The organism is Asticcacaulis solisilvae (genome assembly GCF_017875235.1).
In the GTDB taxonomy this organism is placed as follows: domain Bacteria; phylum Pseudomonadota; class Alphaproteobacteria; order Caulobacterales; family Caulobacteraceae; genus Asticcacaulis; species Asticcacaulis solisilvae_A.
Map to the genome: position 1 here is coordinate 81,782 of NZ_JAGGMI010000015.1, position 20,970 is coordinate 102,751.

The following is a 20,970-nucleotide window of genomic DNA, read 5'->3' on the forward strand; positions in this document are numbered from 1 at the left end:
ATGGAGGACGCGGTGCAAAGCCCTATCCGGACCATAATGGCCGCCGCTGTTGTGGCGCTTCTGGCATTTGACACAAGCGCCGCGCCCCCGCGCAAGGCAGCGACCACGCCGGTCGCCGAGGCCCCTGCCCGCACGCGCACCAGTTTCAACGCCGACTGGCGGTTCCATCTCGGCGGCAGCGAGAACGCGCAAAGCCCTGCGTTTGACGACGGCGGCTGGGAAGCCGTCGGCCTCCCGCACAGTTTCAGCATGCCTTACTTTCGCGCGGCGGACTTCTATACCGGCGACGGCTGGTACCGCAAAACCTTCGTGCTGCCGGCGAAGCCCTCGGACCAGCGGTTCTCGCTCGAATTCGAAGGGGCGTTCCAGGACGCGCGCGTCTACGTCAACGGCATCGAGCTGGCCCACCATCGCGGCGGCTATACTGGATTTCCCGTCGATATCACCGACGCTGTAAAGCCCGGGCGCAACGTCGTCGCGGTCAAGGTGAACAATGACTGGGACGCGACCCTGGCGCCGCGCGCCGGCGAACATGTCTTCAGTGGCGGTCTTTACCGTGACGTGTGGCTGGTTTCGACCGACGCGGTGCACGTGCCGTGGACAGGGACGCGCGTGACGACGCCCGACCTGTCGGCAAAGTCGGGCAAGGTCAATGTCGAAACCGAGGTCCGCAACGACAGCCCGCAACCCGCCGATGTGACGGTCGAGACGCGCATTATCGACGCCAAGGGCGCGACGGTCGCCGTGCTCCCCAAGGACACGCTGCGACTGTCCCCCGGCGAGATGACAATCGCCCGCCAGCTTTCGGCGCCGATCGCCAGGCCGGCCCTGTGGTCGCCCGCCACCCCGGTGCTTTACCGCGCGGTGACGCAGCTGCGCGTCAACGGCAAGCTGAGCGACCGGTTTGAAACCAGCTTCGGTTTCCGCTGGTTCGAATGGACAGCCGACCGGGGCTTTTTCCTCAACGGCAAACACCTCTATTTCAAAGGCGCCAACGTCCACCAGGACCAGGCCGGATGGGGCGACGCGGTCACCAATGGCGCGATTGAGCGCGACGTCCGCATGATCAAGGACGCCGGCTTCGACTTCATCCGGGGCTCGCATTACCCGCACGATCCGCACTTCGCCGAAACGACCGATAAGTTGGGGATGCTCTTCTTGTCGGAAGCGCCGTTCTGGGGCACGGCCGGCTTCAAAAACCCGTGGGGCGCGCCGGCCTACCCGTCCGATCCCGCCCAGTTCGCGGCCTTTGACGCCAGCGCCAAGCAGCAGCTGGCCGAGATGATCCGCATCAATCGCAACAGCCCGTCCATCGTCGCCTGGGGCATGAACAACGAGGTCTTCTTCACAGAAGGCAAGACCCTGCCCGAGGCGCGCCGCCTGCTCAAGGAAATGGTCGCCCTGTCGCATGAGCTTGACCCCAGCCGCCCGGCCTCGATCAACGGCGCGCAACGCGGCGAGATGGACAAGCTTGGCGACATCGCCGGCTATAATGGCGACGGCGCCAGCCTCTTCCCCGACCCCGGCATTCCCAACTTCGTCGCCGAATACGGAGTGACGATGGCCGACCGGCCGGGCGCCTACGCACCGGGCTTCGAAGACCTGGTCAACACCAAGGGCGCGGACAAGACCAAGGAAGGGTCCTGGCGCCTGCCCTGGCGCTCGGGCGAAGTCATCTGGGCCGGGTTCGACCACGGCTCGATCGCCGGCAAGCGCTTCGGCGGCATGGGGATGATCGACTATTTCCGCCTGCCCAAGCGGCAATACTACTGGTACCGCAACGCCTATGCCAAGGTCCCGCCGCCCGTATGGCCGGTCGAAGGCACGCCCGCGGCGCTGCGCATCACCACCAGCGCGCCGGTCATCCGCCGCGCCGACGGCACGGACGACGTTCAGGTTATCGTCAGCGTCGTCGATGCGGAAGGCCGCCGCCTCAGCAACAGCCCGCCGGTCCGGCTGGCCATCGAATCCGGCCCCGGTGAGCTGCCGACCGGACGCGCGATCGATTTCTCACCCGACACCGATATCGTGATTCGCGACGGCGAAGCGGCCATCGCCATGCGCAGCTGGCAGTCGGGCGTCACCCGGCTGCGCGCCACATCGCCGGGCCTCAAGGACGCGGTGGCGGACATCCGCACGCTGACGGGGCCTGTATTTGAGGCGGGCAAGACGCCGCTCGCCGCCGACCGGCCTTATGTGCCTTTCGTCAAGCCGCTCCGCGAGTATGCCGGCGACATGGTGTTCGGGCTGAACAACCCGACCTTCTCGAGCTCGAACGCGCCGGACCACAGTTCGCGGCTGGTCAATGACGGCGATCCCGCGACCTATTGGGCGCCGGCGGCCGGCGACACGGCGATGAGCGTCACGGTGGACATGGAACGCGTCGTGGAAGTCCACCGGCTGAAAGTGACCTTCCCTGAGGCCGCGCCTTACGGCTACGTCGCAGAGATCCAGGATGGCCAGGGCAACTGGCAGAAGCTGGTGGAACAGATCCCCGGCATGGACGCCAGCCAGACGCGCGAGCTTGAAACCGAAGCCCGTGAAGGCCGCAATGTCCGTCTGAGACTCTGGCCGTCCGGCGACGGCGTGGTCGGCGTGTCCGAGATCCAGATCACCGGCGCCCTGCGCGCGGAGTAGGGGGACGGGGCGGCGGTGTTGCTCAAATGGTAGGTGTCCAACTATGCAGCGGCGTTAATGAAGACGGGGGGTGTATCCGCTTCTGGCGCGGGCCTGCTGCCCCCCCCAGTCGTGCAGGCACAAGCACGAAACGCAATCCCGGACTGATTGCTGGCGCACATTGCCGCGCACCACGCGCTCAGGCCGTGTAGACAGGGACCGCGCGCCGCTTGATTTCGTCGACAAGGGCGATAACGCGCGGATCGCTGCTGCGCTCCCGCAGATAATAGACCCCCATCCGCACAGGGTCCGGCGCCTCGCCGGGGGCAAGACGGATCTTATACACGCCGTGGCGCTCAAACTCCTGCGCCATCAATTCGCCGTGCTGCAAAACCGCATCGGTGCCATTGACATAGTCGAGACAGGCCTGGAGTGAGTTTGACGTGAACGCCTTGCCCGCCGTTCCGTCCGCGAAGACAAGACTCGACAGCCGTTTCTGATGGCTTTCCCACGGAAAGGCGATGGTCGAAGGATAGGCTTTCAAATCGGACTGCGTCCGCAGTCCTTCCAGCAGCGGATGCCCCCGGCGGACGAAGAAGCCGTCCTGTTGCCGCCCGATGGCTTCAAAATCCGTTCCCAGGTCCGGATCGAGGTCCGCCACCTTGTGCCCGACAAAGACAAGTATATCGCCCGCCAACAACTGATCCATCAGGCGCAGGACGTTGCCCAGACTGACATTGATCGGAACATGGGGATGCTGGGTGCGGTAGTCGAAGACCAGGCCGCGCAGGAAGGTGGCCCAGGCCGTATAGCCGGACCCGACGCTGATGCCGTTTTCAAAATTGTTCTTCTGGCGTTGGATCGATTCCAGGGCATTTTCGTGCAGCCGCTTCATGACAAGCGCATGCTGATAGAGCGTCTGGCCGTAGGCCGTCAGGCGCATGCCGCGCGAGGTCCGGTCGAACAGACTGACACCCAACGCGCTTTCCAGCTTTTTCAGGTTAAAGGTCAGGGTCGGCTGGGTCACGTGCAGCCGCTCGGCTGCATTGCTGATCGAGCCGGCATCGGCGACGGCAAGGAATTGAAGCAGGGTCCGGTCCATTCGCTCGCGCTCCGCTATAGATTTTTTCTATATTATGGCGGAAATTTCGTATTTTTCCACCAGAATGGCAAATGATAAAGTGCTCGTGCTTCGGCAAGGAAGCTGATCGCACTGTGATCCCGACCACACGTCACATGCGCCACATGTAATGCGTATTCAATTTTAAGCAACGCTACGAACGAATGCCTCGCTTTACTGCGAAAAGGCTGCGATTTTGTGTGCGTTATAAGTAATTTCAAATTAAATGTGCCATTTAAACAACTATTATAATTAATTTAATTTCCAGTGCATTGAATTTCGATGACTCGAATATTACAATCATATGCAATCATCTTCGCTACGAAGTGATCGCACCAAGTCCAAATAAACAGAACTCAGGGACGTAATCATGATCCATTCCAGCTGGCGCACCCATGCGTCTGTTATAGCCCTCACCGCCGCCATGCTGGGCGCGGGCACGCTTACCTTTGCCGCGCCGGCCCATGCCCAGGAGACGGCCAGCCCCAGTGCGCCGGCGGCCGAAACCGATGGTGACACGGTCGTCGTACGGGGCATCCGCAATTCGCTGCGCTCTTCCATGAACGTCAAACGGGACGCCGTGAACGTCGTCGACGCCATCACCGCCGAAGATGTCGGCCAATTCCCGGACAAGAATCTCGGCGAAGCGCTGCAGCGCGTGACGGGTGTCCAGATTTCGCGTCAGGACGGCGAAGGCCGGGGCGTTTCCATTCGTGGCGGCGACCCGAACCAGACCCGCGTCGAAGTCAACGGCTCGACCGCCATGTCGCTGACGGTCGGCGCCGGTGACCGCGCGGTCGACTTCCGCGACCTGCCGGTCGAGTTCATCTCGCGCCTAGAGGTCGTCAAATCGGTGACGCCGGAAATGACCGAAGGCGGGGTCGGCGGCACGGTGCGCATTGTCACGCGCCGGCCGTTTGACAGCCGCAGGCCGTTCCTGGCCGCTTCGGCCCAGGGCGTCTATTCCAATCTGTCGGAAACCTGGGACCCCAAGCTGGCCATCATCGGTTCGCGCCTCTTCGCCGATGACACGATCGGCATCCTGGTCAGCGCCACCTTCGAAGACCGCCACCTGTTCTCCAACAATGCCCGTACGACCGGCTGGATCCGCCGCGAAGACGCCGCGCGCGAACGCGCCGACGGTCCCACCGGCCGCGACTCCGACCTCAATGGCGACGGCGTCAACGACTGGATGCCCGAAATCCCGCGCCTCATCATGGACCGCCGCGACACCCGGCGCACCGCGCTCAATAGCGTCCTGGAATGGCGGCCGAACAGCGACCTGCAACTGTTCGCCGAGCTGACCTATGCCACCGCCACCGAGGACGTCTACAGCCAGTTCCTGCAGCTGAGTGGCTCGGCCGGTGAAATCGACTATGCCAATTCGGCCGTCGGGGACGACAATACCGCCTCGCATATTGAACTGGTCTCCACCGCCGCCTTCCCCATCGACCTGACCTACCGCAATATCCTCGGCAGCCTGACGCGCACCCAGTATACCAGCGCCGTCGGCGGCAAGTGGAATATCGGCCAATGGACATTCGACGGCCGCGCCTCCTATTCCAAGGGCGATGTCCACAACGACGAAATCAACTCGACGGCCTATGTCTTCGGCGTGCCGCGCGCGATCGTCGATTATACGGGATCGCAAGGGTCGCCGCAGTTCACCTTTCCGGGACTGGACGTCACGACCGGCCAGGGCGTGAACCAGCTCGACGCCATCTACAATCCACGTGACAACATCGCCGACGAAGCCGCCGTGCGCCTCAACGCCACCTGGACGCCCGTCGATTCCTTGTGGGTCAACAACGTCAAGTTCGGCATCGGACGCAGCGAAGTCACCAATGACAGCCTGTTGTACCAGCGCACCATCCGACTGGCCGGCCGGACCCCCATGCCGACCAGTTCGGGCGCCACGGTCGTCCACGCCGTTCCGGCCGCGACGCTGCAGTCGATCGTCAACGCCAATTCAACGGTCAACGACATTCCGTTCTTCAGCACGGGCGACCTTGGCTATTCCGGCGGCGTCCGCCAGTGGCTCGACAACACCTACGACACCTATTACGCCACCATCGCCGCCAGCGGCACAACCATGGACGTGATGGCGACAAACCCCAATGCCGGCACGATGGGCAGCTACCAGAACTTCCTCGACACCTGGACGGTCGAGGAAAACACCGATTCCGCCTACCTCCAGATGGGCTTCCGCTTTGATGAGGACTTCCCCTTCCCGATCGATGGCGTGATCGGTGGCCGCTATATCGAGACGGACACGCGCTCAAGCGGTTTCAACCGTGTCCAAAACGGTTCGACGGTCACCTTCGTGCCCGGGGTCCGCGAAGGCAGCTATTCGGAGTTCCTGCCGTCGTTCAACATGCGCATGAAGTTCGTGCCCAACCGCTGGGTCGGCCGCTTTACGGCGACAAAGGTGATGTCTCGCCCTGCCCCAAGCCAGCTGGCCCTGCGCCGCTCCACCGACATAGTCGGCCTGACCGGCTCACGTGGCAATCCGGAACTGCTGCCGTTCGTGGCGACGCAGTTCGACCTGGGCCTTGAGCACTACATCAATTCGGACAGCTTCTGGTCCTTCACCCTGTTCCAGAAAAACATCTCGCGCTTCATCGTCAATCAGGTCGGACCGGAGGATGTCGATGGCATCACCTACAGCATCAGCCGGCCGGTCAATGTCGATGACCCCGTGAAGATCTCCGGCTTCGAAGCCGGCGTGCAATACGCGCTGGACTTCCTGCCGGCGCCGTTCAACGGCCTGGGCATCCTGGCCAATGTCACGGTCCAGGAAGACAAGGGCTATAAGGGCACCGATCTCCTGACGGGCGCCACCCTGCCCTATCCCGGCTTGTCCAAGACCAGCTACAACACCTCGGTCTATTACGAAACCGACCGGATGAGCGCGCGCCTGTCCTATAACTGGCGTGACAAGTGGCTCATCACCCCGGCCGGGCGCGGCAACCTGCCCGAGTTCAACAAGGCCTATGGATCGCTGGATGCCGCGGTCAACTTCAACGTCAATCCCAACTGGACGGTGTTCCTGGAAGGCGTGAACCTGACCGACCAGGTCCGTGTCGAATATAATGCCGACGCCCGCGTCATCGGCAACGAAACCTTCGGCTCCCGCATTTTCCTGGGTATCCGTTACAAGCAATAGCTCCCCGTCGCCGACTCCTCCTTGTGAAGACGCGATCAACTGGCTGCCACCCTCGGGTGGCAGCCTTTTTCTTCGGCGGTGCCGGCAAGGCATACCGGTACTTCAAAGAGCGGATGACGACGCCGCCTGTTCCGGGCGGCAATTGTCCCTGAGGAATCCTTCATAATCGACGTTCGTCCACGTTCCGGCGGCGAGCGCCAACACGGCTTCTGTAGCGGCCGCCTCACTCGCTTCGAACACCATGCCGTTGAGTTCCAGAAACAAGATGCCGAGGATAAAGCCGGTACGCTTGTTGCCATCGATGAAAGGATGGTTTTGCACTATGCCGGCCGTATAGGCGGCCGCCAGTGACACCACGTCGACCTCGCCGCCATTGGCCATCAATTGCTTCGGCCTGGCCAGGACGGATGCCAGCAGGCCCGCATCCCGGACGCCATCCGGTCCTCCGTGCAGGACGAGCGAGCGGCCATGAATGGCCAACGCCTCCCGCTCTTCCAGCCACACCCAGTCCGTCATTTTGCCAGGACGCTGAGCGTATTCCGATAGCGGCGCATGATCGATTCCGCCTTGTCCATCTTCTCGGCAAAGCCGGGGTCATATGGCGTCAGGCGATAACCGCCATCCGGCGTCTCCACGGCGTATAGGGTGTCGCCCTTGGCGACGTTTAGCCGGCTCAGCATTTCCTTTGGAATGACGACGCCCGTGGACGTGCCGATGGCGGTCAGTTTCAATGTGTTCATAATAGCGTCTCGTCACATTATTATAAACATTATAATGACGGATATTAGAAATTCAAGGCAGAGCAGGCCAGCTCCGCCCCACTATCCCACCGGCAGCAAGCGCGTATGTACCGCGTGTTCGGGAGCCTCCGAAAACACGCGCCGGCGCCGGGCCAGGTAGTCGCCTGGCGTATGACCGGTGAAGAACTTGAATTCCTTGTTGAAATGCGCCTGGTCCGAGAACAGGAAGTCCTGAGCGACCGAAGTCCAGCTTGACGGGCGCTTTCCGTCGACCGCGTCGATGACCTGCTGGATGCGGTAGAGCCGCGCCAGCCGCTTGGGCGGGACGCCGACGACGCAGTTGAACAGCGAAATCATATGCTTGGGCGTGAAATCGGGCAGCGGAAAGAGGTCGCCATGCTCGCCCAGGCCATTATCGGCCCTGAACGCCTCGAGCGCCCGGGCGATCTTTTCGAACTTGGCCGCGCGGTCCAGGCGCGCCATCAGCAGGCGTTCCAGCAGGACGAACCGCGCCTGGACACCGCCCGCCCCGTAAAGCCGTTCACGCAGTTCCCCGGCAAACCGGCGCCAGACGTCATCGAGCGGAACGAGCTGGTTGTGCACCGCGTTGACATCGATTCCCAAGAGGCTGTGGGCGCCGCCCGGCCAGAAACTGACCCCGATAAAGTCGGGATCATTCGGCCAGACGACGGTGTGGTACTGGTCCCAGACCCCCATGAACCAACCCCTTGGGTCGACGGCGAAGAATTCGGCGTCGCCAGGGCGTTTCGCCAGGAAACCGCCGCCGAAATTGATCTTCAGGTCGGTCTGGGGCGAAGGCAGCACCTTTTCCTCGCGGTACGGCATCGTGCCCGTCGGGGCGTAGAAGTAGCGCACGTAGCGGTTCAGCGGATAGCCCGGTGTGTAGGCCTGGAATGACATGGTTATATTGTCCGCCATATCCCCGGATTTTCAACCGGAATCGGACGGCGAAATTTTTGGCCGGAGGTTAAATAAATACAATTTCGCGCCGGCGCGATGGTTTAGGCTGGGCCTGCGCCCGCCGCGTCCGCGTGTCCGGCCGGCTTACTTTGCCGCGAGATTAGGCCGAAAACCGCTGCACACTTTTCGGCATATCGCGGGTTATCGCCGCCGGACACGCACCTTCGCGCGCGCAAAAACGATGAAAAAAGGTCAGGGAAACACAGCGATATGAACAACTTGTCTTTAGTGAACCGTCTGCCGTTCGCCGCGGGGATGGCGGGTCTGGGTGCGGTCTGCCTGGTCTTTCGGGACTTTGCCCTGCAGTGGCAATCCGCTCCGGAGTGGGTAAAGCTCATCCCCTTTGCGGCGATCGTCAGCGCGCTGTGGCTCGTCGCCACCGGGATCGCGCTGGCCGTCAGGCGGCTGGCGTTCGCGGGCGCGGTGTCGGCCATAGTCTTGTTCGGCGTCTGGGCGTTTGTCTTTCACGGGCCCTTGGTGGCACAGCAGCCGACGCAGCTCTATCTCTGGCTTGGCATGGCCGAAACAGGCTGTTTGATGGCCGCGGGTCTGGCGCTGATCGGCGCCCACAGGCAGGACGCCCGTATGCTTCAGGGCGCGCGGATCGTCTTTGGACTGTGCGCCGTGGTGTTTGGTTTGAGCCACTTCGTCTATGTCGATCCGACGGCGAAGATGGTGCCGGCGTGGCTGCCTTTTCCGCTGGCCTTTGCGTACCTCACCGGCGCCGGCCATCTTGCGGCCGGCCTGGCTCTGGTGTCCGGCGTCAAGGCGCGGCTGGCGGCGGGCATGGAAGCCGCCATGTGCGCGTCGTTTGTGATTCTGCTGCACGTGCCGCGCGTCATCGCCGCCCCGGCAAGCCAGCTGGAATGGACCATGGTGTGCGTGGCTTTGGCCATTGCGGGCGCGGCATGGGTGATCCGCAGTTACGCTACGGCGACAAAGGTGTGATTTTTACAGGTACGCGTTGACACCGTCCCTCCTCCCTAGCGCGAAGCGGTGGGGAGGTGGCGTTTGCGCCAGCAAACGGCGGAGGGTAAAACTGCCTGTTATACCCCTCCACCCCTTCGGGGTCCCCCTCCCCATGCTACGCATAGGGAGGAGATGTGCTGCCTAGCCTGAGGTCAATCCGCAAACTCCCTCATCGCCAAGCCATTGTCTTGTCGCGCGGCATCCGTTTTCGTGTGACCGGTATCACAGGTAAAATTTTTACAATCCAATCCCGTCAACCCGGCTTATTTCACTAGCTCTCCCCTTATCGAGGGAAGGGCTTTCCGTACCGGCGCCGGTGCGGATTTCTCTCCGCAAGGGCTGTCTCCCCAACTGGATTGGGCCGCCTAAGCCCGCGGCTCCGTCATTTTACAACAGGCCCACAAGGGCAAGCGGCAGACGGGGAAGCAAGGCGGGTCCTGAGAAAAACCGCCCAATGAAAAAGGTTGCAAGCCTGCGACCCCTGTATCCGCCGGCAGAAAAAGCAAGTGGCAACAACATAGATTTGGGATGAAAACAGTGACTACACACGTAAAAAACACGCACAGCCTCGCGCTGCGCAAAGCCATTCTTGGCGGTGCGTCCACGCTCGCGCTCCTCGCCGCGGCCGGCACCGCCATGGCCCAGGACGCCCCTGCCCCCGCCGCTCCGGCGGAAGCGGACGTCGTCGTCGTCACCGGCGTTCGCGGCTCGCTGCAGCGTTCGATGAACATCAAGAAGAACGCCACCGGCGTCGTTGACGCCATCACGGCTGAAGACATCGGCAAGTATCCGGACACCAACCTGGCCGAGTCGGTCCAGCGCATTCCCGGCGTTTCGATCGACCGCGTCAACGGCGCGGGCTCCAAGGTCACGGTGCGCGGCTTCGGCCCCGGCTTCAACCTCGTGACGCTCAACGGCCGCGTCATGCCGACCGCCTCCATCGATCTGATCGGCGGCGGCAATACCTTCGCCATGGGCGGATCGCGCAGCTTCGACTTCTCGAACATCGCCTCGGACAGCATATCGGGCTTCGAAGTCTACAAGACCGGCAAGGCGGGCGTGGCCTCCGGCGGCATCGGCGCGACGCTGAACATCAAGACCCTGCGCCCGATCAGCAAGGCCGGCGCGACCGGCTCGGTCAGCGTCAAGGCGCTGCACGGCGACGGCATGGTCGACGGCAAGGACTGGACCCCGGAAGCCACGGGCGTCTTCAGCTGGGCCGACGACGCCAAGACCTTCGGCGTCGCGCTGTTCGCGCAATATTCGGAACGGGACGTGGCGACTCGCCAGGCGACCCAGAACAGCTGGAACCTCGACACCCGCGCCCAGTTCTACGATCCGAACAGCGGCCGCCTGCGTTACGCCGCGGACAAGACGACCCTGCTGACCCAGATCACCAACCCGCCGCCGGCCGGTTCGCTGGTCGCCTATCCGAACGACAGCCGCTACGCCCTGTCGCAGACGCACAACCAGCGCACCAATATCGGCGCCACGGTCCAGTTCCGCCCGGCCGAAAACTGGCTGTTCACCGCCGACGCCCTCTATGTTGAAAACAAGGGCTCGGAACAGCGCGCCGAACAGACCAACTGGTTCAACCGCCCCTTCGACCAGGTCAAGTTCGAGCAAGGTGAGTCGGGCATCTACAACGCCCTCTACCTGCAGGAAAACCTGAACGGCACCAAGGACATCGGCTTCGAACAGCAGTTGCTGGGCCAGAAGAACACCCTGCAGTCAATCGGCTTTAATGCGAAGTGGGACATCAATGACAAGATGTCGCTGACCTTCGACGTCCACAGCTCCGAAGGCAAGGCGACGCCGGACAATCCGAACGGCACGTCGTCCGTCATGATGTCGATCGGCGCACCCGTCGTGAAGGACCACTCGGTCGACTTCACGGGTGACATTCCGGTGCAGAAATATACCGTCTGGGACGGCAATCCGGTCTACAGGACCAATTCCGCCGGCCAGTTGGTCAACTCCGCCGGCACGGTCATCGTCGACGCCAACGGCAACTACCTGCCAGGCTTCTCGGCCGCCAATCGCGTGATCGCCGGCTATCGTGGCAACAACAACGGCAAGCTGGACGTGGGTGACCTGGGCAGCCAGGTCGCGCGCATGGCCGTGAACAGCCAGGAGCACAAGGTCGACGAAGCCAAGATCGATTTCTCTTACGACTTCGACGGCGACAGCCGCTTCGACGCCGGGCTGGACTTCATCAAGTCGCGCATGCAGACGACCAGCGGCCAGACCTATCAGGCCCTGGGTGACTGGGGCATCGGCAATCCGGGCGACATCGCCCAGTACGCGCCGGGCCTGGTCGAGACCTATAATCTCGGCGAACTGTTCGAGGACTTCAATCCGGGCCAGTCGGACATCGCCTTCCGCGGCAATGCGCTCGACATATATGAGGCCATGGCGGCGTCATCGCTCTACAAGGCGACGATTCCGACGGCGGCCATGACGTCCAACGCGGTCGAAGAGCAGATCATGGCGGCCTACGGCCAGTTCACCATGAAGGGCGACTTCCTCGGCCGCCGCGCCACGGTCGTTGCCGGCGTCCGGTATGAAAAAACCGATGTCACCGCGTCCGCGCTGCAAAGCACCCCGATCGCCATCCGCTGGACGGCCGACAACGACTTCACGGTCGACAGCAGTTCCGCCACGGTCGCCCAGGAATACAAGTCCGATTATGATCACTGGCTGCCCAACCTCGACATCTCGTGGGAAGCCATGGATGACGTGATCGTCCGCGCGTCCTTCTCGAAGACCATAGCGCGTCCGGCCTATTCGAACCTCTATGCGACCACGGCTCCGGGCACGCCGCCCCGTCCGACCGCCAACGGCACCAACCCGACCGCGACCCGCGGCAACCCGGCCCTGCTGCCGCTGGAATCGTCGAACGTCGACTTCTCGGCCGAATGGTACTACGGCCGCGACAGTTACGTCTCGCTTGGCTTCTACAACAAGGATGTGAACAACTTCGTCGGCACCGGCCGCATCCAGGCGAACCCGTTCGGCTTACGTGACCCGTCGTCAGGCGCCGCCGGCTCCAGATCGGGCATCGCCAAGGACCTGCTGGCAGGCATCAACCAGTCGACCACCGACGTGAACCTGTTCACGATGACGGCGCTCTACGACCACTATCTCAAGACCGGCAGCACGCCCACGGTCGCTCAGACCCAGGCACGCAACGATTACGTCGCCAACCTGGACGGCTCCGGCAACCTGAACCAGACCTATGTCGACCAGGTGCTGAAGGCCTATGACCTGGTGGCCGACGCGAACGATCCGCTGTTCGTGTTCGAGACCAACATCCCGGTCAACAACAAGACGGCCAACCTGCACGGCTTCGAAGCGGCCTTCCAGCACTTCTTCGGCGACACGGGCTTTGGCCTGTCGGGCAGCCTGACGACGGTCAACGGCGACATCGGTTTCGACAATTCCGCGCCTCCGGGCACGCAGCAATTCCCGCTGCTGGGCCTGTCGAACACCTATAACATCACGGCCATCTACGATAAGGGCGCCTGGTCCGGTCGCGTCTCCTACAACTGGCGCGACGAGTTCATCAACGCCACCAACATCGGCGCCCAGACCGATCCGGGCTATACCGAAGCGTTCGGCACGATCGACGCCTCGCTGAACTACCAGATCACGGATCACCTCCAGGCGACCTTCGAGGGCCTCAACCTCAACAAGGCCCACCTGCGCCAGCACGGCCGTGACACAAGCAACCTGTACTTCGCCCAGGAACTGGACACGCGCTACCAGTTCGGCCTGCGCTACAAGTTCTAGAGCGATATGGCGAAAAGTGCCAAGATGCGTTTTTTGGGGTTTTCGCCTTAAATATCGCGACAAAACAAAAACTTAGATCGGTATGATGTTTCCACTTAAAATCATACCGATCGAAGCCAAAGCATTTCCCGGCGAAGTGGCTGCCGGTTCGCCGTCGGAAATGCGACAAGATAGAGTCTTGAAGACATGACCGGTCACGGGAAAGGCCGCGGCTTCAACCGCGGCCTTTCTTGTTGAGGGCGGGAGGCAAGGTCGCCGACCAGGCTACGGCTTGCGGCTATTCGTCAGCATCGCGGCAGCTTGGGTTTCAACCTGAGTTGTGCGTACCAGAGGATCCTTGGACCCATCCTGAAGAATTTTATAGAACCGTCCCAGCGCGGCTGTGTCGATTGTACGAATGGAATTGTCGCGCGCCCACTCCAATCCGACTTTTTGACCGAGGCCGCAAAGCCTTTTCTTTAAACTCGCTCGCTGACCTGCAGGCGCTTCACGCTGCAGATCATTCATGACTCCAAGCCAGTTTGGAGTGCCTTTGTGACACCACGCAAGCCCCCTGGCGCAGTCTCCCGTCCAGAACCTGTCGTACCACAAGCCATGCGTCTTGTCATCGAAGGCCAATGGCACCGCCATACTGGGACAGGCCGATTGGATACGGGCATCCTCGGCCTGCGCGCCGAAGGCCAGTCCCCAGCTGACCAGTGACAATGTGAGATAAAGCGAACGCATATGGCCTCCGTTGGTTGATGATCAGGTCGGACAACGTGTTGTTTCGGGCTTGCCGGCCGAAACCGTCAGCGATACGGGCTGGTGATCGGAGTATTGAAAATCGAGGTCATGGGTCTTGACCGCGATGACTTCGACTTCCGGAGAAACCAGAAAGCCGTCAATGATGGTCGTGTAGTTCTGACCACGCTTGTAGGCGCGTTCATTGGTCCTGACGGTCGGCACCGCTGGATCGAAGGTCAGTTTCCAGCCTTCAGCAAAACTTCCGGCGGGAAGATCGTGAATCCAGAACAAGGCGGACGGATCGCTGGTATGAGAAAAGTTCGTCGCGGTCAGGCGCTGGTTCCAGTCTGCGCCGATGACGACATGCCACCCGTCCTGGCGAGCACGCGCAGCGATTTTCATCAGTTCGCCGAGTTGCCGGCGCCGCAAGGCCCCTCCGGGATCAAACGCCGCAAGGTGGGTATTGATGAAAAGCCAGCAACCATTCGTTCCCTGATAGTAGGTCCCAAGCGCGGCATATTTTTTCCGGACAGGTCCGCCGGAATAGGCGTCCCCGTCGCTGGGTAAAGGCCAAACCGCGGTCCGGAGCGGCGGTTTGCGCAGGTAGGTGCTATGGCCGTTGCTGATCTTCAAAGGATACGGCAGAAAGCGCGTACGAAAATCCGCATGATAGATATTGGCATACTTGGCCAGCGCTTTGTCTACGGCGCGCTTGATATTGACCCAATAGTTGATGATGGATGCCTCGGCCGTCTCCTGTGTCAGGATGACATCGGCGTCCTGAGCGGCCAGCCAGGCCGCTATCGCGTCACGATTTTTCACAACCGCCTTGCGGGAGGGCGGCAGATAACGTTTTCCGCCATCAGCAAAGAAATCGGATTCAGCTCCGAGGCCGCCATATCCAAGGTTCCAGGTCACCACCGTAAGGGTACTCGGTGACGTACCCCTTTCGTCCGCATGTGCTGCCGGGGCGGCAAGAGACAGTACGACCAAGGCCAGGCGAACCAGCCGGTTTGAGGACAGTCCGGTCATTGCTCGGGCCCCGCTTCGCCGCCGGCTGGACCAGGTCCCGCGTTGCCACCTGTCGGTCCGCCCCTCGTACGCCGCCTGAGGAACCAGAAACGCGGCAGCCTCCCGCCGTTAAGAAGAAAGTGTTTCACCCAACCCACGAATCCGAGCCACGCGCCCAGCAGGACTGGCACTGCTATCGTTCGGTAGGTTATCATCGCGCCCCCGATCAGGATCATTAGTATGAACAATTGTTTTGATCCGATCCAGCCAACGGGCCAGATTTGCATCTCCTTCTCCAGCCTATGCTCCAATATTTCTTTTGAAAGGCCCGCTTGCGCAGCCAATCTTTCACTGTGCCGCAACGAACATTGCTGGGCGTCCACAGCCTTGACATGAAGGACGATCCAGCATCCGACGAATGACCCTATGAGTACGATGGCGAACAGCAAGACGCCGAAGGCGACCTGATGGTTCATAACGGCCTCGAACGGCTTCAGGATCCATCCCGTAATCTCCAGCACTGGCCATGTTCCCTTCTCGATCTGGTCCAGGAAGCCCTCGACCTCTTTCACTTCGCCGATGATGAAGCTCCAGATGCCATTTGATGTCGTATCGCGGAGATAGACGTTTTGTACCGTCATCAGCCAGAGACCAATCAGGATCGCCAGGTTCATGAGCAGGTAGTTATGAAAAAATTCGGAGAAGTTCTTGAACCCGAAATGGTCGGGCTGGTCGGGAGCCACCACGAACTGGATATTTTCGCCGTCTATTTGGACGGTCGTAAGAAACCACATGAACGACATGGCGCAAAACGTCACCGAGATCACCAGCGCGGGAACGAGCGCGGCATAGATCGCGTATGCGACAAACCCGAAGATCAACAAGGGGATTTGGGCAACCTTCGAGTTGGCGAACAGGTACGCAACCGACCAGTCGTATTCCATGACGGGGTCCGATATCGGCGCTTTCACTGTGTTCGGGTACAGGATCGGCTCGCCCACGACCGTCCACCAATCGCTCATGATGTAGTAGACCACGAGCAAAAAGACCAAGGTGAACAGGGGCTTTAGTCGCTTCAGGTGAGCGTCCCAGGCGCGTTGGATAGTGGCGTACGGGATCGGCTCGAATTCCCCGTTTCGAAGCATTTTGGCGTCACACAGCTTTTCCAGGGTCGCATCCGTAGCGTCGAGCGTGTTCAGCCCGAACCACACAATGCACGGAGTGATGACGGTACAAAAAACGGACCAGTTGCCTGACCAGAGAAAGCCGACCTCTTTCCTAACTATTGTACCCGGTGCTGCATCAAAGCCTGTAAAAAGACGGCCTTCGAACACGACGAAATCGATTTTGATCGTCACGGCGAAAACGCACATGGCGAAACCCAAGACGATCATCCAAAGCGCCAGGTTGTCGCGCTCGCCAACAAACGCCCTCACCCGGCCTTCAACTAAACAGTTTAGCCCACGCCAACTGCTGGCAACGGCCCGCAATAAATTTTGAAACATGCCAACGCCCCATATATCAACGTTATACTAGGACATCGTTTGCACAGGACACGTCAAAAGTTGCATCAGTTAATAATTTTCACCACGTAGTTGTATTTTTACATCTCTTAACCCTAAAGGACTATCGCAGACGGTGGGAGCCAGAGAATTGCGTGGCGTATTCCTACAAATAAATCAGCCTCCCCACGCAGGCGGCGCACCACCCAGTTGGTTTTCCACGTCTTGCCGCCGTCGGCCGAAAAGGCCTGTTCCTACTGGGCAGTGCCGGCGTCGATGTCGATGAAGGTGTCCCGCATCACGATCGGCCGGCCTTCAAAGACATCCGCTGACAAAAATTTCCCCTGCCCCCCCGGTGATACGCTCCACTCCCGACGGCTCCATGTGACCAAGCGCCCGCTGCACAGCGTCCAGTCGGCCCATGTGCCTACCCTTGCGTCGATGGCGCGCAGGCCGATGCCGCGCGCTTCGGTCCGCCACGCCAGGCATGGCCCCCGGTGGCCCGCAACCGCATCGCCGCGCTCAGGCGTGCATCCCCGGCCTGCCGTGAGACGCCCCTTCCCTCCGCGCTTTCTTACTGCTTTCTTATTTTTTTCACTTTAGGCGCTTGAGCTTGCCCACCTGAACGGCGCAGTTTTTCATGAGCATTCTCCGTTGAACGACCCGCGAGATCCCGAAGCCGCCATGATCGTTCAGGCGCGGCTGGCCGCCATCGTTGAATCGTCCGATGACGCCATCGTCAGCAAGGACCTCAACAGCATCATCACCTCGTGGAATCAGGGCGCTCAGCGCATCTTCGGCTATGCGCCTGACGAAATCATCGGCAAGCCCATTCACACCCTCATTCCGCCAGAACTGCAGTCCGAGGAAGACACCATCATCGGCAAGATCCGCGCGGGCGAGCGCGTCGATCACTTCACAACCGAGCGGCTGTGCAAGTCGGGCCAGCGCATCAATGTGTCGATCACCGTATCGCCGGTCCGAGACGCCTCCGGCAGGATCATCGGCGCGTCGAAGATCGCCCGCGACATCACGGAGCAGCAGCGGGCGGAGGCGCGCCGGGCCGCGCTCATCCGGCTCAGTGACGAAATCCGCGACCTGCAGGATCCGAATGCAATCGCCTTCGTCGCCGCCCGCATCCTGGGCGAAACCCTGCACGTCAGCCGGGTGGGCTATGGCGTCATCGACACCGAAGCCGAAACCATCACGATCGAACGCGACTGGAACGCGCCCGGCATCCGGAGCCTGGCCGGCGTGCTGCACTTCCGCGACTACGGCTCCTATATCGAAGACCTGAAGCGCGGGGAAACCGTGGTGTTCGCCGACGCCGAAACCGATCCGCGCACCGCACCTACGGCCGATGCGCTCAAGGCCATCAGCGCCCAGTCGGTGGTCAACATGCCCGTGACCGAGTATGGCCGCTTCGTCGCCCTGCTCTATCTCAACCACGCCACGGCGCGCGAATGGCCGGAGGTCGAGCTGGATTTCGTGCGCGAAGTGGCCGAACGCACCCGCACCGCGACCGAACGCGCCAGGGTGGCCGCTGAACTGAAGGACCGCGAAGCCGAGTTGCGCGAGTTGAACGAACAGCTGGAACGGCGTGTGGAAGCCGCGCTGGCGGAACGGCGCATCCTGGCCGACATCGTCGAGACCACCGACGCCTTCATCCAGGTGGTGGACACCCGCCTGAACCTGATCGCCATCAACCCCGCCAGCGCCGCCGAGGTGGCCCGCGTCTTCGGCGTGCGTCCAAAGGCCGGCGACAATGTCATCGACATCATCGCCCACCTGCCCGAGCAGCAGGCGGCCATCCAGGCGTTGTGGACGCGCGCCCTGTCCGGCGAAGCCTTCACGGTCACGGACACCTTCGGCAATCCCGGCATCGACCAGCGCCATTATGAACTGAAGTTCAATCCGCTGCGCGACGACAACGGCGCGATCATCGGCGCCTACGAATTCGTCTTTGACGTCACCGAGCGCATCCTGGACCAGCAGCGCCTCAAGGACGCCGAGGACAAGCTGCGCCAGGCGCAGAAGATGGAGGCCGTCGGCCAGCTGACCGGCGGCGTGGCGCACGATTTCAACAACATGCTGGCGGTGGTGTCGGGATCGCTCGAACTGCTCGACCGCCGCACCGGCCCGGACGAGGTCCGGTCCAAGCGGCTGATCGCCTCGGCCCTGGAAGCCTCCAAGCGCGCCGGCACCCTCACCCAGCGCCTGCTGGCCTTTTCGCGCCAGCAACCGCTCAAGCCCGAGGTGGTCGATCCCAACAAGCTGGTGGCGGGCATGTCCGACCTGTTCCGCCATTCGCTGGGGGCGCACGTCCAGCTTGAAACCGTGCTGGCGGGCGGCGTGTGGCGCATCCATGCCGACCAGAACCAGCTGGAAAACGTCCTGCTCAACCTGGCGGTCAATGCGCGCGACGCCATGCCGGGCGGCGGGCGACTGACCATTGAAACCCAGAACGCGCATCTCGACCAGCGCTATGCCGCCAGCGAGCTCGGCATCCTGCCGGGTCAGTATGTGCTGATCGCCGTGACCGATACCGGCACCGGCATGCCCGACGACGTGATGCGCAAGGCCTTCGATCCCTTCTTCACCACCAAGGAGGTCGGCAAGGGCACGGGACTGGGCCTCAGCCAGGTCTATGGCTTCGTCAAGCAGTCGGGCGGCCATATCAAGATCTATTCCGAGGTCGGCGAAGGCACGACGATCAAGATCTACCTGCCCCGTCACATCGGCGCGGCCGAGGACGACAGTGATGCCCGGCACGAGGAAAGCCTGCCGACCGCCGACCGCCGCGAACTGATCCTGGTGGTCGACGACGAGGACCTGGTGCGGCAGTTTTCCGTCGAGGCCCTGACCGACCTCGGCTACCGCGTGCTGGAAGCCTCGAGCGCGCAAGCCGCCCTGGCGCTGATCATCGAACGGCCGGACATCGAACTTTTGTTCACCGACATCGTCATGCCGGAAATGAACGGCCGCAACCTGGCCGACCTGGTAAAGGAAAAGCGGCCGGACCTGCCGGTGATCTACACCACCGGCTATACGCGCAACGCCGTGGTGCACAACGGCACGCTCGATCCGGGCGTCGAACTGATCGGCAAGCCGTTCACGATCGAGGAACTGGCGACGCGCGTGCGCGAAGTGCTGGACGCGGCCGGCGCCCGGAATGCCTGAAGCCTACCCCGCCCGCTTGAGCAGCTTGCCGGCCAGCCAGCGCCGGGCGGGTTCGTCCCAGAGCTTGAGGGACAGCCAGGCGATCGCCACCGTCGCCACGAACACGCCTGCGCCGACCAGCGCCCCCTGTTCCGGCGGAATCTTCCTGTCGACCACCCAGCCGGTATAGATGTAGATCAGCGGGTAGTGGGTGATATAGAGCGGGTAGGACAGATCGCCGAAGACCTTGGCGACCTTGACCGACACGCCGCTGGCCTCCTTTTCGCCGGCGCCGATGGCGACGATCAGCGGGAACAGCAGGATGACACAGGCGGCTTCGTAGATGCCATTCATCCACAGCTTCTCCGTGCCGCCGAAGCGCGGCAGGCACAGGGCCACCAGCAGGAGCAGGCTGCACACCAGGAAGCCGCTCGGCACCTTGATCCGCATCCCCAGCCGCATCAGGAGCACGCCCGCGAAGAAGGGGAACATCACGCGCGTCAGGCCGATGGTGATGCCGTCGGCGTCCAGCGCCCAGCCGCCGATCAGGTCGCCGCGCTTGCCGAAGACAGCCAGGTGGACCAGCGCCGCGCCGGCGATGACCACCAGGATGCCCAGCGCCCATTTCGGCAGTTTGCGCACGCCCACGGCATAGAGGATGTTGGCGACGTACTCATAAAAGAGCGACCACGCCGGGCCGTTGACCGGATAGGTCTCGTTCCAGCCGCGGATGTCGGCCGACGGCGGCAGCGGGATCATGGTCATGCCGATCAGGGTGACGATGATGATCTGCCACAGGGTCGCGTTCTCGACCTTGGGGAAGATCGAATAGTGCTGGAAGGCGAACAGGGCCGCGCCAATCAGGCTGCCCACGATGATCATCGGCTGGAGCCGGACCAGGCGGCGCTTGTAGAACTCCCACTGCGTCATGCCGGCCGCCCAGCGGTCGTCATAGGCATAGGCGACCACGAACCCTGACAGCAGGAAGAAGAAGTCGACCGCCAGGTAGCCGTGATTGATGATCTGGTTCTGGGGGCTGCCGCCCGCATAGGCTTCAAACAGATGGAAGACGACGACCATCAGCGAGGCGACGCCGCGCAGCCCGTCGAGGATGATGAAGTGGCTCTTCGCGGGAGCCGCGGTCGTGGTCGATAGGGACATGGTTTTCCGCCCGGTGCTTTATGTGTC

13 protein-coding genes are annotated in these 20,970 nt (G+C 62.0%); 5 read left to right on the plus strand and 8 right to left on the minus strand.

Going from position 1 to position 20,970, the window contains the following annotated elements; translation table 11 throughout:
• Positions 1–36 precede the first annotated feature (36 nt).
• On the plus strand, positions 37–2,637 hold the full coding sequence (locus J2X24_RS19435) for a glycoside hydrolase family 2 protein (RefSeq protein WP_209725188.1): 2,601 nt from the start codon (positions 37–39) through the stop codon (positions 2,635–2,637).
• A gap of 178 nt (positions 2,638–2,815) precedes the next feature.
• Here the strand turns inward: J2X24_RS19435 and J2X24_RS19440 are convergent, their stop codons facing one another.
• A complete protein-coding gene (locus tag J2X24_RS19440) occupies positions 2,816–3,718 on the minus strand; it encodes a LysR family transcriptional regulator (RefSeq protein WP_209725190.1) in 903 nt (300 codons plus the stop codon).
• Between the two features lie 388 nt (positions 3,719–4,106).
• Between J2X24_RS19440 and J2X24_RS19445 the strand changes: the two genes are divergently transcribed.
• Positions 4,107–6,902 (plus strand): TonB-dependent receptor, encoded by a 2,796-nt coding sequence (locus J2X24_RS19445; protein WP_209725192.1) that lies wholly within the window; start codon positions 4,107–4,109, stop codon positions 6,900–6,902.
• A 102-nt stretch (positions 6,903–7,004) separates the two neighbouring features.
• Here the strand turns inward: J2X24_RS19445 and J2X24_RS19450 are convergent, their stop codons facing one another.
• From J2X24_RS19450 to J2X24_RS19460, 3 genes are all read right to left on the minus strand, one after another.
• Positions 7,005–7,418, minus strand: coding sequence for a type II toxin-antitoxin system death-on-curing family toxin (locus J2X24_RS19450; protein ID WP_209725194.1), 414 nt, complete (start codon positions 7,416–7,418; stop codon positions 7,005–7,007).
• The gene (locus tag J2X24_RS19455) at positions 7,415–7,642 is read right to left on the minus strand and encodes an AbrB/MazE/SpoVT family DNA-binding domain-containing protein (protein ID WP_209725196.1); all 228 of its coding nucleotides are present in this window, start codon (positions 7,640–7,642) and stop codon (positions 7,415–7,417) included. Before J2X24_RS19455 ends, J2X24_RS19450 begins: the two co-directional genes overlap by 4 nt.
• An 81-nt stretch (positions 7,643–7,723) precedes the next feature.
• The gene (locus tag J2X24_RS19460) at positions 7,724–8,563 is read right to left on the minus strand and encodes a helix-turn-helix domain-containing protein (protein ID WP_209725198.1); all 840 of its coding nucleotides are present in this window, start codon (positions 8,561–8,563) and stop codon (positions 7,724–7,726) included.
• Positions 8,564–8,833: 270 nt separating this feature from the next.
• Between J2X24_RS19460 and J2X24_RS19465 the strand changes: the two genes are divergently transcribed.
• Both J2X24_RS19465 and J2X24_RS19470 read left to right on the plus strand, forming a co-directional pair.
• On the plus strand, positions 8,834–9,571 hold the full coding sequence (locus J2X24_RS19465) for a DoxX family membrane protein (protein WP_209725201.1): 738 nt from the start codon (positions 8,834–8,836) through the stop codon (positions 9,569–9,571).
• Positions 9,572–10,120: 549 nt separating this feature from the next.
• On the plus strand, positions 10,121–13,384 hold the full coding sequence (locus J2X24_RS19470; protein ID WP_209725203.1) for a TonB-dependent receptor: 3,264 nt from the start codon (positions 10,121–10,123) through the stop codon (positions 13,382–13,384).
• A 264-nt stretch (positions 13,385–13,648) separates the two neighbouring features.
• On the opposite strand, the gene J2X24_RS19475 is transcribed toward J2X24_RS19470, so the two are convergent.
• The 3 genes from J2X24_RS19475 to J2X24_RS19485 are packed head-to-tail and all read right to left on the minus strand — an operon-like array spanning position 13,649 to position 16,626.
• Positions 13,649–14,110 carry a hypothetical protein gene (locus J2X24_RS19475; RefSeq protein ID WP_209725204.1) on the minus strand — a complete coding sequence of 154 codons (462 nt, stop codon included), beginning with the start codon at positions 14,108–14,110 and terminating at the stop codon, positions 13,649–13,651.
• A 21-nt stretch (positions 14,111–14,131) separates the two neighbouring features.
• Positions 14,132–15,142, minus strand: coding sequence for an endonuclease/exonuclease/phosphatase family protein (locus J2X24_RS19480; RefSeq protein WP_209725206.1), 1,011 nt, complete (start codon positions 15,140–15,142; stop codon positions 14,132–14,134).
• Positions 15,139–16,626: a hypothetical protein gene (locus tag J2X24_RS19485; protein WP_209725208.1), complete on the minus strand. Its 1,488-nt coding sequence runs from the start codon at positions 16,624–16,626 to the stop codon at positions 15,139–15,141. The genes J2X24_RS19480 and J2X24_RS19485 overlap by 4 nt, the downstream gene beginning before the upstream one ends.
• Before the next feature lie 651 nt (positions 16,627–17,277).
• On the opposite strand from J2X24_RS19485, the gene J2X24_RS22680 reads away from it, so the two are divergent.
• Positions 17,278–19,803 (plus strand): PAS domain S-box protein, encoded by a 2,526-nt coding sequence (locus tag J2X24_RS22680; RefSeq protein WP_245344968.1) that lies wholly within the window; start codon positions 17,278–17,280, stop codon positions 19,801–19,803.
• 3 nt (positions 19,804–19,806) lie between these two features.
• Here J2X24_RS22680 and J2X24_RS19510 read toward each other — a convergent pair whose 3' ends face one another.
• Positions 19,807–20,943: an acyltransferase family protein gene (locus J2X24_RS19510; RefSeq protein ID WP_209725210.1), complete on the minus strand. Its 1,137-nt coding sequence runs from the start codon at positions 20,941–20,943 to the stop codon at positions 19,807–19,809.
• Positions 20,944–20,970 lie beyond the last annotated feature (27 nt).